Below are 14,402 nucleotides of genomic sequence, written 5' to 3'. Positions count from 1 at the left end.
ACGGCGCGCACGAACGTGCGCTGAAGCCGCAGTCGCGTATTCGACCACAGGTTCTTGTCCGCCGCACAGACGCATTCACCGGCATGCCGGCTCCTAGCAACCGAAGCAGGAGCTGGCTTGCCGACGCAACGCTCAACCCAGCAGCGTCGCTTCCAGGCTGATCTTGGCATTGAGCACCTTGGACACCGGACACCCTTCCTTGGCCTTGTTGCTCAGTTCCGTGAACTGCTGCTGGCTGGCGCCGGGGATCTTCGCCTTGAGGATCAGGTGCACCGCCGTGATGGCGAAGCCGCCGTCCACCTGATCCAGGGTCACTTCCGCCTGGGTATCGATGCTGTCAGCCTTGAGCCCGGCATCACCGAGAATCATCGAAAACGCCATGGAGAAGCAGCCCGCATGGGCCGCACCGATCAACTCTTCCGGATTGGTGCCCTTGCCACCTTCAAAACGTGCCTTGAAGCCATAGGGCGCCTCACGCAACACCCCGGTTTCGGTCGAGATCGAGCCGATGCCGGTTTTCAGATCACCTTCCCAATGAGCCGAAGCCTTCTTTTTGATACTCATCTCTTTCTCCTCAAGAACCGGGTGCGAAGGGTCGCACCGCACTTGTTTCTGTTGCCTAAGGGTTCTGAGGATAGATCCGGCGGCAAAGTTCAGCCGGTGTGCGCGACGTCTATTTACCCGACAAATTCACTCTGACTATTGAAACTCGGGTATATGCCCACATTGCATGAGTCTGACTTACAAATTTCGGCAGGTTTTGGCTCATGACAAAGGCCTGCACCCCTATGGAGAAGCAGGCCTATGAAACCGCTGTCCGCTGTTAAATTCTCGACCCTCGATCTGGTGCCCGTGCGTGAAGACGGCAGCCCGGCGCAATCCCTGCGCAATTCCCTGGACCTGGCCCAGCACGTGGAAAAGTTCGGCTACACCCGCTTCTGGGTCGCCGAACACCACAACATGGATGGCATCGCCAGTTCCGCCACTTCGGTGTTGCTGGGTTATCTGGCCGGTGGGACATCGAGCATTCGCGTCGGCTCCGGCGGGGTCATGCTGCCCAACCACGCACCGCTGGTGATCGCCGAACAGTTCGGCACCCTGGAAAGCCTGTACCCGGGACGCATTGACCTGGGCCTGGGCCGCGCCCCGGGTTCCGACCAGATGACCGCCCGCGCCCTGCGCCGGGAACGCTCCGGCAGCGCCGACGATTTCCCCGAGGACGTGGCGGAACTGATGGCCTACCTCGGCCCGCGTACTCCGGAACAACGGGTGATCGCAGTACCGGGCACCGGCACCAACGTACCGGTGTGGCTGCTGGGCTCCAGCCTGTTCAGTGCGCAATTGGCCGGGGAACGGGGTTTGCCTTACGCCTTCGCCTCGCATTTCGCACCGCGCTACATGCATGAGGCGATTCGCGTCTATCGCAATCACTTCAAGCCTTCCGCGGTGCTCGACAAACCTTACGTGATGCTGGGCGTGCCTCTGGTAGCCGCGGATACCGATGAACACGCGGATTACCTGGCCACCTCGGTGTACCAGCGGATTCTCGCCCTGATGCGCGGCCAGAGCCTGGTCCAGCGCAAGCCGGTCAACAGCATGGACGGGCTGTGGCTGCCCCATGAGAAGGAGGCGGTGTCGAGTTTCCTGGGGTTGGCGATGATCGGCAGCCCGGCGAAGATCCGCGCCAAGCTGGAGGTGCTGATCGAGCAGACCGGCGCCGACGAACTGATCTTTACCTGCGACCTGTACGAACACGCCGATCGCCTGCACTCCTATGAGTTGCTGGCCCAGGTGATGAAGGGCTAAGGCTGCTTTCGGGCACAAAAAAGCCGACGCTGATGCGTCGGCTTTTCAATGGGTTTCCACAAAGGCTCAACCGCGCTTGTAGACAATCTCCTTGGTGCCGGCTTCGCAGGAGCCAACCACTTTGCCGTCAGCCGCCGCGCCTTTGTCGACCACTTCCAGCGAATAGTGGGTGGCGCCTTTGGCATCGATCTTCGCGGCGATCTCGCTTTTCAGCTCTTCGCACGGCTTGCCGGCGGCAAGGGCAGTTCCCGCAAGACTCAACAAAGCAGCAGCTAATACTAGTTTTTTCATCGGTCACATTCCCTGGTCGGATCAAAAGAGGCGGCGTTGCAGCCAGCCTGACAGAGGCTCAAGACAGTTGTAGCGCTTTGCCACTTCCTATGGCACTCGGCCAGCGCACAAGTTCCAGAGCCTAGCCCAAGCTTTCAACTATTGGCAATCCGGAAGCCTACCTTGAGGGTGACCTGGAAATGCGCCGCTTTACCGTCCTTGATATGACCCCGGGTTTCGGTCACTTCGAACCACTCCAGGTGCTTGATGCTCTTGTGCGCCTCGGCCAGCGCGTTGTTGATTGCCTCTTCGATGCTGTTCGGCGACGAACCCACCAGTTCGACTTTCTTGTAGGTGTGATGATCGGTCATGGCGCTCTCCTTTTTTGCTGTGAAATACAGCCTAGCAGTGATTTTTCTTATTACTTGGGGCGCCAGTGCCAAGGGGTAAGTTCAGATTTTCTGCACTTTCCCAACAGGCCGCAGTCGGAACCTACACAGCCTATTCATCACCCCGCAGGAGAGCCGACATGGCCAACACCTCGTTACGCAAAGCCTCACTGGAAAGTATGGAAGCCGAGATCGAAAGCCTGCTCAAATCCCTGGAAAGCCTCAAGGACGATGCGACTGACGAATCGCGCAAGACCCTCAAGGCCCTCAAGAGCAATGCCGAGAATGCGCTCAAGCATTCCCGCAGCCTGATCAGCGATGCCTATGAAGAAGTCAAAGTCAAAACCCGCGAAACCGGGATCGCCACTCGCGACTACGCCCAGGAACACCCCTGGACCACCGCGGGTGTGGCGGTAGGCGCCATTGGTCTGCTGGCCGCCTACCTGCTGTGCAAGCGCGGTAACTAAAGCGCCTGGCGCAGTTCGTTTTTCAACCACTGCGCCAATTGCCGGGCGCGCCCATCGGCGGCGCGCTTGGGTAACCACAGCGCCAGTTGCCCCGGGGTGTCGGAAAACCCCCACGGGGCAACCAGCCTGCCCGCCAGCAAGTCCTCGGCCACCAGCGGCTCTGGAGCGATTGCCACGCCCAGCCCGGCCACGGCCGCTTCCAGCAAGTAATACAAATGCTCGAAACCCTGCCCGTACTTCAGCGCCTCGGCGCTGATGCCGTTGTGCCGTGCCCAACTGGGCCAGGCCTGGGGACGCGAGGTGGTGTGCAGCAGCGATTCTGCCGCCAGGGCCGCCGCTGGCGCTTCGCGCAAATGCGAGTAACCGGCATAGCGCGGGCTGAGCACCGGCCCGATTCGCTCGCTGGCCAGCTCATAGACCTGCATGTCCGCCGGCCAGGGGGGCTCGGCAAACACCAGCAAGGCATCCAGCCCCGGGCGCCGGGGGTCCAGATCGCCTTCACCGGCGGAAAGGTGCAGGCGCAGGTCCGGCAAGTCGGCATTCAGGCGCCCCAGGCGCGGAATCAGCCAACGCGCCAGCAGGCTGCCGGAGCAGCCGAGCACGAAGGGCGCATCGGCACTGCCCCGGGTCAGTTCGCCACAGACGTCCCGCAGGCGCTCGAAGGCCTCGCTGCTGGCATCGCGCAGGCGAACCCCGGCATCTGTGAGTTTAATGCCACGGCCATCCTTGACGAAAAGACTCAGGCCCAGGTGTTCTTCCAGCACCTTCAACTGCCGGCTGACTGCGCCGTGGGTCACGTGCAGTTGTTCAGCAGCCTGGCTGACGCTGTTGAGCCGGGCAGTGGCTTCGAAGGCCCGCAGGGCGTTCAGGGGGGGCAGGTCGCGGCTCATGGGATAGGTGAGTTTTCCTGACAGGTTGCGGCGATCTTATCGGTTTTCAGGCTCCAGTGTCAGGGGTAGAGTGGGCTCCATTGTCCTTCCACGAATCTGTCATTCCACACACTTCCCCGGGAGCGCTCCAATGACCCAGTCCCAATTGCGTAATGGTCCTGACGACAACGGCCTGTTTGGCGCGTTCGGCGGCCGTTATGTGGCAGAAACCCTGATGCCGCTGATCCTCGACCTGGCCCGTGAATACGAAAAGGCCAAGGAAGATCCCGAGTTTCTCAAGGAGCTGGCCTACTTCCAGCGCGACTACGTCGGCCGTCCCAGCCCGCTGTACTTCGCCGAACGCCTGACCGAACACTGCGGCGGCGCGAAGATCTACCTCAAACGCGAAGAGCTGAACCACACCGGCGCGCACAAGATCAACAACTGCATCGGCCAGATCCTCCTGGCCCGACGCATGGGCAAGAAACGCATCATCGCCGAGACCGGCGCCGGCATGCACGGCGTGGCCACCGCCACCGTGGCCGCGCGTTTTGGCCTGGATTGCGTGATCTACATGGGCACCACCGACATCGAGCGCCAACAGGCCAACGTGTTCCGCATGAAGCTGCTGGGCGCCGAAGTGATCCCGGTCGTCGCCGGCACCGGCACCCTGAAAGACGCGATGAACGAAGCCCTGCGTGACTGGGTAACCAACGTCGACAGCACCTTCTACCTGATCGGCACCGTGGCCGGCCCGCACCCGTACCCGGCCATGGTCCGCGACTTCCAGGCCGTGATCGGCAAGGAAACCCGCGAGCAGATGCAAGCCCAGGAAGGCCGCCTGCCGGACAGCCTGGTGGCGTGCATCGGCGGCGGCTCCAACGCCATGGGCCTGTTCCACCCGTTCCTCGACGACAAAAGCGTGCAGATCATTGGCGTTGAAGCCGCCGGCTACGGCATCGAGACCGGCAAGCACGCCGCCAGCCTGAACGGCGGCGTACCGGGCGTGCTGCACGGCAACCGCACCTTCCTGCTGCAGGACGACGACGGCCAGATCATCGACGCCCACTCGATTTCCGCCGGCCTCGACTACCCCGGCATCGGCCCGGAACACGCCTGGTTGCACGACATCGGCCGCGTCGAATACACCTCGGTGACCGACGACGAAGCCCTGGCCGCGTTCCACCAGTGCTGTCGCCTGGAAGGCATCATCCCGGCCCTGGAAAGCGCCCACGCCCTGGCCGAAGTCTTCAAGCGCGCACCGACCCTGCCCAAGGATCACCTGATGGTGGTCAACCTCTCGGGCCGCGGCGACAAAGACATGCAAACCGTCATGCACCACATGCAACAGTCCCAGCAGGAGAAACACTGATGAGCCGCCTGCACACCCGCTTTGCCAAGCTCAAGGAACAGAACCGCGCCGCCCTGGTGACCTTCGTCACCGCCGGCGACCCGAACTACGACACTTCCCTGGCGATCCTCAAGGGCCTGCCCGCAGCGGGTGCCGACGTGATCGAACTGGGCATGCCCTTCACCGATCCGATGGCCGACGGCCCGGCGATCCAGCTGGCCAACATCCGCGCCCTGGGGGCCAAGCAAAACCTGGCGAAAACCCTGCAGATGGTCCGCGAGTTCCGCGAAGGCAACCACGAAACGCCGCTGGTGCTGATGGGCTACTACAACCCGATCCACCATTACGGCGTGGCGCGCTTCATTGCCGACGCCAAGGCATCTGGTGTGGATGGCCTGATCGTGGTGGACATGCCGCCGGAACATAACAGCGAGCTGTGCGACCCGGCCCAGGCCGCCGGCATCGACTTCATCCGCCTGACCACCCCAACCACCGACGACGCGCGCCTGCCCAAGGTGCTCGACGGCAGTTCCGGCTTTGTCTACTACGTTTCGGTAGCCGGGGTGACCGGTGCCGGCGCCGCCACCCTGGAACATGTGGAAGAGGCCGTGACCCGCCTGCGGCGCCACACCGACCTGCCCATCAGCATCGGTTTCGGCATCCGCACCCCGGAGCAGGCCGCCGCCATCGCTCGTCTGGCAGACGGCGTGGTCGTGGGCTCGGCACTGATCGACCACATCGCCAACGCCGAGTCTTCCGAGCAAGCGGTGGATGGCGTCCTGAGCCTGTGCGCAGCCCTTTCCGAAGGCGTACGCAAGGCTCGGGTCAGCTGAAGGTAAAGACCAGACCGCAAGATCAGGGGGGCGCAACCAAAGGTTGCGCCCCCCTTTTTGCATGGTGTGCACGAGCAACCACCGGCTCCTTAGAACCCCGTCAGATCCAGCGGCCGCATGGCCCCCATCCAGATCGCATGATCGGTGTGATCGAGCAAATCGTCCCCGGTATCCGGGTGCAGGAACACCACCAGCCCCCGGCGATTGAGAGCCAGCCACGGCACTACCTGGGCAAACACCTCAGGGGCGAACGCCAACTGGCAACTCCAGTCCGGATGGGGCCCCACCGGCCGCTCGTGGACCCGACCCATTTTCAGGTCAAACAGCTGCGCGGCCTGCTCGCACAAGACCCGCGCCTGGTCGATGGTACTGGCGTCGAAGTAGACGTGGGCGTGATAGCCCTTGATCCGTTGCATGCAAACCCTCGCGATAAAAGACCAAGCCTCAAGGCTCGTCACAGAGGCTGAGCACCCTCTGTGGAAAAAACACCGGCCCCATGAAAACACCGAAAGCCGAGCAGCTCAAAGCGGTTGCGCCAGCGCGCCTGCCACCTCCAGCAACTGCTGGCGCAACCAGAGATGGGCCGGGTCTGCCGTGTTGCGTCCATGCCAGATCGCCAACAGCGACGACGCTTCAACCGCCAGTGGCAGCGCCCGCTGACACAGGCCAAAGCGCTGTTCGAAAGCCCGGGCCAGCGGCCCCGGCACAATCGCCACCAGCCGCGACTGTTCCAGCAACTGCGGCAGCACCAGGGCATGGGGCAGGGTGACCTTGTACTGGGGACTGCGGCCAATCGCCGCCAGCGCCTGCTCCAGGCGCTGGCGATCGAACATCTCCGACTGCCGGGCAATACCGCGCTCAAGAATGTAGCCGTTGACCGCGCCTTCCTCCTGCCCGCCTACCGACAGTGTGATCAATGGCTGGTCCGCCAGGACCTCAAGGGTCAACTCGGGCAGGTCGAGCAAGGGATGCTCGGGACACATCAGCAACACATCCTGCTGCTGCCAGAGACGGGCGCTGTGCACTCGCTGCGGCAGCTCGGCAAACACCCCCACGGCCAGGTCGATGCGCCCGACGTCGATCTGCTCGGCCAGATCCAGGCGGGTCGCCGGGCGCACCACCAGGTCCACCCCCGGAGCTTCCTGGGCCAGGCGCCGCAATAGCGGTGCCAGCAGCACCGAACTCAAATAGTCATTGGCGGCAAGGGTGAAGGTCCGCGTTGCGCTGGCGGGGTCGAACGCCTCCACGCCCACGGTGCGCTGAATGGTCAGCAGTGCTTCGCGCAGCGGGCCGGCAATGGCTTCGGCACGGGCCGACGGCTGCATGCCCTTGGCGGTGCGAATAAACAACTCGTCTTGCAGGGACTCACGCAACCGGGTCAAGGCATGGCTGACCGCCGACTGGCTCAGATGCAGGCGCTTGCTGGCCAGCAGGATGCTGCGGTCCTCATAGACGGCATCGAAAACCCGTAGCAGGTTGAGGTCGATACGCGGGACGCGGGGCACTTCATCACGGAGCATATTGCATATCCTGCAGGAGGCTATTGCGGATTGTTCCCTTGCCCCAAGGGGCGGGCGCGGGCAACTTTAGCGCATCCGACAAGCGAGCAGATGGCACTGAAAATCAAACCGTGCGATCACGGCCACGGCTTGCCCGAAGTTCAGTGAACGCAACTGACCTGAGTGTTTTTCGACCCCTTTAAACCTCGTCCTCAGTTGCGATCAAGACCGTGCTCAAGTTCAGGGAACGAAGATGCCCGCAAGCCCCGACCTCAATGACATTCGCGCCCACGATTGGGTCGCCACCCGGCTGCCCCGCTCCTGGCAGGCCTACGCCCGCCTGATGCGCCTGGACCGGCCCATCGGCACCTGGCTGACCCTGCTGCCGGCGCTGGCCGCGTTGATCCTCTGCGCCGGACGTATTCCGCAGGTCGGCACCGTGCTGGTGTTCGCCCTCGGCGCCCTGCTGATGCGCAGTGCCGGCTGCTGCATCAACGACATCCTCGACCGACGCTTCGACGCCCAGGTCAACCGCACCCGCCAGCGGCCCCTGGCCAAGGGCTCACTGAGCCTGAATCAGGCCCTGGCTTGCCTGGTCGTACTCTTGCTGCTGGCGGCCGCATTACTGCCAATGCTGCAACCACTGACGGTACTGCTGGCCCTGGGCTGCGTGCCGCTGACCCTGGTCTACCCGCTGTTCAAACGCTTCACCCACTGGCCCCAGGCGTTTCTCGGCGCGGTGTTCAACTGGGGCGTGCTCATGGCCAGCGTGGAAACCACCGGCAGCCTGCAACCCAGTGCGCTGGCGCTGTGGCTGGGCTGCCTGTTCTGGCAGTTGGGCTACGACACGCTCTATGCCTACAGCGACCGTGAGGACGACCTGAACATGGGCCTGCGCTCCACCGCGACGCTGTTCGCCGAACGGGGCAAGACCTGGATCGCCGGGTTCTACGCCATGACCCTGCTGTGCTGGTGCGGCGCGGGCCTGCTGGCCGGTGCCAACCCGGGCTTTTTCATCGTGCTGCTGCCGATCGCCTTGTCCCTGGCCTACCAGCTCAGCCTGTTCAGTCCGGACCACCCGGAGCCCTGCAACGACCTGTTTCGCAGCAACTTCCACGTCGGCGTGCTGCTACTGGCCGGCGCCTCGGTGGCCATCGTTTAACCGCTGAACACTCAGCAATCGGCAACATTCCCAACCACACAAGGACTTGTCATATGCCTGCCCGCTCAATCGCATCACCACTCTCGGCACCGGAACAATGGGCCGCTCTGTTCCTGCGCCTGGCCCTGGGCGCCATGTACATCGCCCATGCGCTGTTCAAAGTCCTGGTCCTGGGTTGGCCGGGCACCCTCAAGCTGTTCGGCGCCACCGGCATGCCCGAGTGGCTGACCTACCCGGCGGTGTGCGCCGAGCTGGTGGGGGGCTTGTTGCTGATACTCGGGGTCGGCGTGCGCTGGATCGCTCTGGGGCTGCTGCCGATGCTGCTGGGGGCGATTGTCTTCGTCCACGGCGCCCACGGCTGGATCTACACCAGCCCGGGCGGCGGCTGGGAATACCTGGCCTTCCTGGCGGTGGTGTCGGTGTCGCTGGTGTGCCTGGGCAACGGCGCACTGTCCCTGTTGAGCCTGTTCAAGGCGCCGCCTACAGGGCAATGGACGGCAACGACAGCCCCTTGAGGGATTGAGCGCTGCCGGCTTGCTCGGCCATCAGCCAGTCGACGAAGCGCTGGATCAACGGTCCGCGACGCTTGCGCGGCGGCAGCACCACGTAGTAGCCGTAGGCGGACAGCGCACTCTGGGCGATCGGCCGGCACAACAGCCCCTGTGCCAGCAGATCGTCCACCAGATGACGCCAGCCGATGGCCACGCCCTGGCCGCCGATGGCCGCCTGGATCAGCAGGGTGTAATTGTCGAAACGCAATTGCCCGGGGGGCGGGGCGCCAGCCAGGCCCAGTTCGCGGAACACCCCGCTCCAGTCGAACCAGTGGCTGGCGTTTTCACCCCGCAGGTGCAGCAGCGGCATCTCCAGCAGGGCATGGGCGGGCAGGGGAGCCAGACGCTCCTTGAGCAGCAGCGGGCTGCACACCGGAAATACTTCCTCGCTGAACAGCCAGCGACTTTCGCCATGCTTGAAACGCCCGTCGCCGAACAGCACCGCCACGTCGATATCGCTGCGCAGCATGCTGTGGCTGCGTTCACTGGTCACCAGGCTGACGTCCACCTGGGGATTGGCCTCATGAAAGCGATGCAGGCGCGGCATCAGCCAATAGGCGGCGAAGGCGAAGTCCGTGGCCACCTGCAGCACCTCGTGCTGATGCTGTTGGCTCAGGGCACTGAGGCCAGCATCGATGCTCTGCAAGCCAATCTGCACCTGTTCCAGTAACAAGGCGCCGGATTCGGTCAGTTCGATACCGCGGTAGATCCGGTCGAACAGGCGCACGTTCAACCGCTCCTCCAACCGTTTGATCTGCTGGCTGATGGCCGGCTGGGTGGTCCCCAGTTCCACCGCCGCGGCGGTGAAGCTGCGCAAACGGGCCGCTGCTTCAAACACCCGGAGCAGGTCCAGAGACAGGTCGCCAAGGGCTTCATACATAAGCTGTGCTTATCCTAGTCATTGCCGTGCATGGGCTTTACCGCCAAAGACATGGAATCCATGCTCGATCGCAGCACTTTCGCATAACCATCGACTATGGAATGCCGCGAATCCATGAAGCGCAAGAACATTCTTTTCATCATGGCCGACCAGATGGCCGCGCCCTTGCTGCCGTTCTACGGTTCATCGCCGATCAAGCTGCCTCACCTGAGCCGCCTGGCCGCCCAGGGCGTGGTATTCGATGCTGCCTACTGCAACAGCCCACTGTGCGCGCCGTCGCGCTTTACCCTGGTCAGCGGGCAGTTGCCGAGCAGAATCGGCGCCTACGACAACGCTGCGGACTTCCCCGCCGACGTGCCCACCTACGCTCACTACCTGCGGCGCCTGGGCTACCGCACCGCGCTGTCGGGCAAGATGCACTTCTGCGGCCCGGATCAGTTGCACGGCTATGAAGAGCGCCTGACCACCGACATCTACCCCGCCGACTACGGCTGGGCGGTGAACTGGGATGAACCCGAAGTGCGTCCCAGCTGGTACCACAACATGTCCTCGGTGCTGCAGGCTGGGCCCTGCGTGCGCACCAACCAGCTGGATTTCGATGAAGAGGTGGTGTTCAAGGCCCAGCAGTACCTGTTCGACCATGTCCGCGAAGCCGCCGACCAGCCGTTCTGCCTGACGGTGTCCATGACCCACCCCCACGATCCCTACACCATTCCCAAGGCCTTCTGGGACCTGTACCGCGACGACGAAATCCCACTGCCCCAGACCCCGCCGCAGAGCGAACTGGACCCGCATTCCCAGCGCCTGCTCAAGGTCTACGACCTGTGGGACAAGCCGCTGCCTGTGGATAAGATCCGCGATGCACGACGGGCCTACTTCGGCGCCTGCAGCTACATCGACAGCAACGTCGGCAAGCTGCTGCAGACCCTGGAAGACACCGGGTTGGCGGACGACACCCTGATCGTGTTTTCCGGCGACCACGGCGACATGCTCGGCGAGCGCGGCCTCTGGTACAAAATGCACTGGTTCGAAATGGCCGCCCGGGTGCCGCTGTTGATCTGCGCGCCGGGGCAGTTCGCCGCCGGGCGAGTCAGCGCGGCAGTCTCCACCGCCGACCTGCTGCCGACCCTGGTGGAACTGGCCGGCGGCCGGGTGGAAGCGGACCTGCCCCTGGACGGCCGCTCCCTGGTCCCCCATCTGCTGGGGCAGGGCGGCCACGATGAGGTGTTCGGCGAATACATGGCCGAAGGCACCATCAGCCCGCTGATGATGATTCGTCGGGGCGCCTACAAATTCATCTACAGCGAAGACGACCCCTGCCTACTCTTCGATGTAGCCAACGACCCTCAGGAACACCGCGACCTCAGCCAGTCGGCCGAGCATCGAGCGCTGTTCGACGCCTTCCTCGCCGAAGCCCGGGCCAAGTGGGACATCCCCACCCTTCACCAACAGGTCCTGGCCAGCCAGCGCCGTCGCCGCCTGGTGGCCGACGCCCTGGGCCGGGGCACACGCAAGAGCTGGGATCACCAGCCACTGGTAGACGCCAGTGCGCAATACATGCGCAACCACATCGACCTCGACGATCTGGAGCGCAAGGCGCGTTACCCACAACCCTGCCAACACCAATAATCCAAGGGGAAGAGCATGCAAAAGTTATCCACAGCGCTGGCCGTCGGGTTCCTGGCTCTGGGCAGCACAACCGCCTGGGCCGACTCGTGCGCAACCGTGAAGATGGCCGATCCGGGCTGGAGCGACATCGCCGCCACCAACGCCATCGCCAGCTTTCTACTGGACGGCATGGGCTACAAGGCCAAGATCGACACCCTGGCGGTGCCGATCACCTACGGCGGCCTCAAGGACGGCCAGGTGGATGTGTTCCTGGGCAACTGGATGCCGGCGCAACAGGGCTTCTACGACAAGTTCGTGGCCAATGGCGAGGTGATCCAGCTGGCGAAGAACCTGGAAGGCACCGAGTTCACCCTGGCAGTTCCAGACTACGTGTGGGACGCCGGGGTGCACGACTTTGCCGACCTGAGCAAGTTCGCCGACAAGTTTGACCAGAAGATCTACGGCATCGGCTCCGGTGCCCCGGCCAACCTGTCGCTGCAGGAAATCATCAAGAACAACGAGTTCAGCCTCGGCCAGTGGAAGCTGATCGAGTCCAGCGAGCAGGCGATGCTCGCCGAAGTGTCCCGGGCCACGAAAAAACAGCGCTTCGTGACCTTCCTCGGCTGGACCCCGCACCCGATGAACGTGCAGCTGAACATGCATTACCTGACCGGGGGCGAGAAGTACTTTGGCGCCAGCGGCAGCGTCTACACCCTGACGCGCAAAGGTTATGCACAGGCCTGCCCGAACGTCGGCAAGCTCCTGACCAATCTGCGGTTCACCCAGGACATGGAGAACGCCATCATGGCCGAGGTGGTGAACAAGAAGGTCAGCAACGCCGACGCCGCCAAGGCCTGGATCAAGGCCAACCCGGCGGTGCTGGAGCAATGGCTGGAAGGGGTCCGGACCATTGATGACAAAGAGGCCCTGGCGGCGGTGAAGGCCAAGTTGTAGCCCGAGGTGCGCCGGCCATTTGCCGGCAAGCCGGCTCCTGGGGGATCAGGGGCCGGCCTCGGCACATGCCCAAGACCGGACAATGCTTTACCCTGGCCCCCCCTGAATCTACCCACCCGTGAGGAACCATGGCCTGGCCCAACCGCCATTCACTCCTGCCTTTCCTCGGCTGGCTGCCACAGCAGACCCGGGCCAGCGTTGGCCGGGATCTGCTGGTGGGCCTGAGCGGCGCGATCCTTGCCCTGCCGCAATCGATCGCCTATGCGCTGATCGCCGGCCTGCCGCCGGAGTACGGCCTGTACGCGGCCATAGTCCCGGTGCTGATCGCCTGCCTCTGGGGTTCGTCCTGGCACCTGATCTGCGGGCCCACGGCAGCGATCTCCATTGTTCTGTATGCCAGCGTCAGCCCTCTGGCCGTGCCGGCATCCGAGGACTACATCACCCTGATCCTGCTGCTGACCCTGCTGGCCGGGGTCTTTCAGTGGCTGCTGGGGGTGCTGCGCTTCGGCGCCCTGGTGAACTTCGTCTCGCATTCGGTGGTGCTGGGTTTCACCCTCGGTGCCGCGGTGGTGATCGCCCTGGGGCAATTGCCCAACCTCCTGGGCCTGGACCTGCCGAACCAGGCCACCGCCCTCAATAGCCTGAGCTTGCTGCTGGAACACCTGGACGCTGTGGACAAGCCTTCGCTGTTGCTGGGGCTGGGCACCCTGATCGTCGGCCTCGGCCTGAAGCTGCTGGCGCCGCGCTGGCCCAGCCTGTTGCTCAGCCTGGTCCTCAGTGCGCTGGTGGTCTGGCTGCTGCCGGGGGTGTTCGGGCACGTCAAATTGGTCAGCGCCTTCGTGGGCCGGCTACCGCCCTTGAGCCCGTTGCCACTGGACCTGGATCTGGTCCTGCGGCTGCTGCCCAGTGCCGTGGCGGTGGGGATGCTGGGGCTGGTCACCAGCCTGTCGATTGCCCGCTCACTGTCGGCACGTTCGGAACAACTGCTCGACGCCAACCAGGAAGTCCGCGCCCAGGGCTTGTCGAACATGGTGGGGGCGTTTTTCTCCGGCTACCTGTCCTCCGGCTCCTTCACCCGCTCGGGCTTGAGTTATGAAGCCGGTGCCCGCTCGCCCCTGGCCGGAGTGTTCTCGGCGCTGTGGGTGGCACTGTTCGCGGTGGCCGGCGCCGGGCTGATCGCCCATATCCCGATTCCGGCCATGGCCGGGAGCATCCTGCTGATCTGCTGGGGCCTGGTGGATCATCGGGGCATCCGCGCGCTGTTCCGGGTCAGCCGCGCCGAATTTGTGGTGATGAGCCTGACCTGCATCGCCACCTTGCTCCTGGAGTTGCAGACGGCGATCTATGCCGGGGTCCTGGCGTCGCTGTTCTTCTACCTCAAGCGCACCTCCCAGCCACGGGTGCAGCACTCCAGCGAGGGCGATGCAGACATCCTGCGGGTGGGTGGCTCGATCTTCTTTGGCGCCAGTCATTACCTGCAAGTGCGCATGCAACGCTGCCACGCACCGAAACTGGTGATCGACGCCCGGCAGATCAACTTCATCGACTATTCAGGGGTGGCGATGCTGCACCAGGAGGCGCGCCGGCTGAAACGCCAGGACCGCAGCCTGACCCTGCGCCGGGCACGGCAGACGGTGAAAGAGGAATTGATCAAGCTCGAAGGACCGGAGCACTGCCCGATCCGCTTCGAAGACTGACCCCAAGGTTTGAGGGAGACACCACCTGTGGCGGGCGAGCTTGTTCGCGCTGGCTTGCGCAGCAAG

16 protein-coding genes are annotated in these 14,402 nt (G+C 63.8%); 9 read left to right on the top strand and 7 right to left on the bottom strand.

Features of this window, described 5'->3' with window-relative positions:
- Window positions 1–132 precede the first annotated feature (132 nt).
- Complete coding sequence (locus tag DWF74_RS16210) at window positions 133–564, bottom strand: OsmC family protein (protein WP_102862462.1); 432 nt, start codon at window positions 562–564, stop codon at window positions 133–135.
- A 240-nt stretch (window positions 565–804) separates the two neighbouring features.
- On the opposite strand from DWF74_RS16210, the gene DWF74_RS16205 reads away from it, so the two are divergent.
- Window positions 805–1,806 (top strand): LLM class flavin-dependent oxidoreductase, encoded by a 1,002-nt coding sequence (locus DWF74_RS16205; protein WP_102862461.1) that lies wholly within the window; start codon window positions 805–807, stop codon window positions 1,804–1,806.
- A 66-nt stretch (window positions 1,807–1,872) separates the two neighbouring features.
- On the opposite strand, the gene DWF74_RS16200 is transcribed toward DWF74_RS16205, so the two are convergent.
- Both DWF74_RS16200 and DWF74_RS16195 read right to left on the bottom strand, forming a co-directional pair.
- On the bottom strand, window positions 1,873–2,097 hold the full coding sequence (locus tag DWF74_RS16200; RefSeq protein WP_102862460.1) for a DUF1161 domain-containing protein: 225 nt from the start codon (window positions 2,095–2,097) through the stop codon (window positions 1,873–1,875).
- Between the two features lie 134 nt (window positions 2,098–2,231).
- Window positions 2,232–2,447 carry a dodecin gene (locus DWF74_RS16195; protein WP_016965134.1) on the bottom strand — a complete coding sequence of 72 codons (216 nt, stop codon included), beginning with the start codon at window positions 2,445–2,447 and terminating at the stop codon, window positions 2,232–2,234.
- A gap of 158 nt (window positions 2,448–2,605) precedes the next feature.
- Between DWF74_RS16195 and DWF74_RS16190 the strand changes: the two genes are divergently transcribed.
- Window positions 2,606–2,932 carry a DUF883 family protein gene (locus DWF74_RS16190; RefSeq protein ID WP_102862459.1) on the top strand — a complete coding sequence of 109 codons (327 nt, stop codon included), beginning with the start codon at window positions 2,606–2,608 and terminating at the stop codon, window positions 2,930–2,932.
- On the opposite strand, the gene DWF74_RS16185 is transcribed toward DWF74_RS16190, so the two are convergent.
- Window positions 2,929–3,822: a LysR family transcriptional regulator gene (locus DWF74_RS16185; protein WP_102881425.1), complete on the bottom strand. Its 894-nt coding sequence runs from the start codon at window positions 3,820–3,822 to the stop codon at window positions 2,929–2,931. The genes DWF74_RS16190 and DWF74_RS16185 overlap by 4 nt on opposite strands.
- A 130-nt stretch (window positions 3,823–3,952) precedes the next feature.
- On the opposite strand from DWF74_RS16185, the gene trpB reads away from it, so the two are divergent.
- Both trpB and trpA read left to right on the top strand, forming a co-directional pair.
- Entirely contained in the window at window positions 3,953–5,173 is a 1,221-nt protein-coding gene (gene trpB, locus DWF74_RS16180) for a tryptophan synthase subunit beta (protein WP_102862457.1), read from the top strand.
- Entirely contained in the window at window positions 5,173–5,985 is an 813-nt protein-coding gene (trpA, locus tag DWF74_RS16175) for a tryptophan synthase subunit alpha (RefSeq protein ID WP_102862456.1), read from the top strand. Before trpB ends, trpA begins: the two co-directional genes overlap by 1 nt.
- An 89-nt stretch (window positions 5,986–6,074) precedes the next feature.
- On the opposite strand, the gene DWF74_RS16170 is transcribed toward trpA, so the two are convergent.
- Both DWF74_RS16170 and DWF74_RS16165 read right to left on the bottom strand, forming a co-directional pair.
- Entirely contained in the window at window positions 6,075–6,401 is a 327-nt protein-coding gene (locus DWF74_RS16170; RefSeq protein ID WP_115581298.1) for a DOPA 4,5-dioxygenase family protein, read from the bottom strand.
- 105 nt (window positions 6,402–6,506) lie between these two features.
- Entirely contained in the window at window positions 6,507–7,505 is a 999-nt protein-coding gene (locus DWF74_RS16165; RefSeq protein ID WP_102862454.1) for a LysR family transcriptional regulator, read from the bottom strand.
- 232 nt (window positions 7,506–7,737) lie between these two features.
- On the opposite strand from DWF74_RS16165, the gene ubiA reads away from it, so the two are divergent.
- Window positions 7,738–8,646 carry a 4-hydroxybenzoate octaprenyltransferase gene (gene ubiA / locus DWF74_RS16160; RefSeq protein WP_115581297.1) on the top strand — a complete coding sequence of 303 codons (909 nt, stop codon included), beginning with the start codon at window positions 7,738–7,740 and terminating at the stop codon, window positions 8,644–8,646.
- A gap of 53 nt (window positions 8,647–8,699) precedes the next feature.
- Window positions 8,700–9,161 (top strand): DoxX family protein, encoded by a 462-nt coding sequence (locus DWF74_RS16155; RefSeq protein ID WP_102862452.1) that lies wholly within the window; start codon window positions 8,700–8,702, stop codon window positions 9,159–9,161.
- On the opposite strand, the gene DWF74_RS16150 is transcribed toward DWF74_RS16155, so the two are convergent.
- The gene (locus DWF74_RS16150) at window positions 9,127–10,077 is read right to left on the bottom strand and encodes a choline sulfate utilization transcriptional regulator (protein ID WP_115581296.1); all 951 of its coding nucleotides are present in this window, start codon (window positions 10,075–10,077) and stop codon (window positions 9,127–9,129) included. The genes DWF74_RS16155 and DWF74_RS16150 overlap by 35 nt on opposite strands.
- Before the next feature lie 114 nt (window positions 10,078–10,191).
- On the opposite strand from DWF74_RS16150, the gene betC reads away from it, so the two are divergent.
- The 3 genes from betC (at window position 10,192) to DWF74_RS16135 (ending at window position 14,336) form a co-directional block, all read left to right on the top strand.
- Window positions 10,192–11,706 (top strand): choline-sulfatase, encoded by a 1,515-nt coding sequence (gene betC, locus DWF74_RS16145; RefSeq protein ID WP_115581295.1) that lies wholly within the window; start codon window positions 10,192–10,194, stop codon window positions 11,704–11,706.
- 15 nt (window positions 11,707–11,721) lie between these two features.
- Entirely contained in the window at window positions 11,722–12,639 is a 918-nt protein-coding gene (gene choX / locus DWF74_RS16140) for a choline ABC transporter substrate-binding protein (protein ID WP_102862449.1), read from the top strand.
- 128 nt (window positions 12,640–12,767) lie between these two features.
- Window positions 12,768–14,336 (top strand): SulP family inorganic anion transporter, encoded by a 1,569-nt coding sequence (locus DWF74_RS16135; RefSeq protein WP_115581294.1) that lies wholly within the window; start codon window positions 12,768–12,770, stop codon window positions 14,334–14,336.
- Window positions 14,337–14,402: the final 66 nt, after the last annotated feature.

The organism is Pseudomonas protegens, from assembly GCF_003363755.1.
Lineage (GTDB): Bacteria > Pseudomonadota > Gammaproteobacteria > Pseudomonadales > Pseudomonadaceae > Aquipseudomonas > Aquipseudomonas danubii.
The sequence above is the reverse complement of the archived record's forward strand: the minus strand, read 5'-3'. Positions and strand labels throughout refer to the sequence as shown.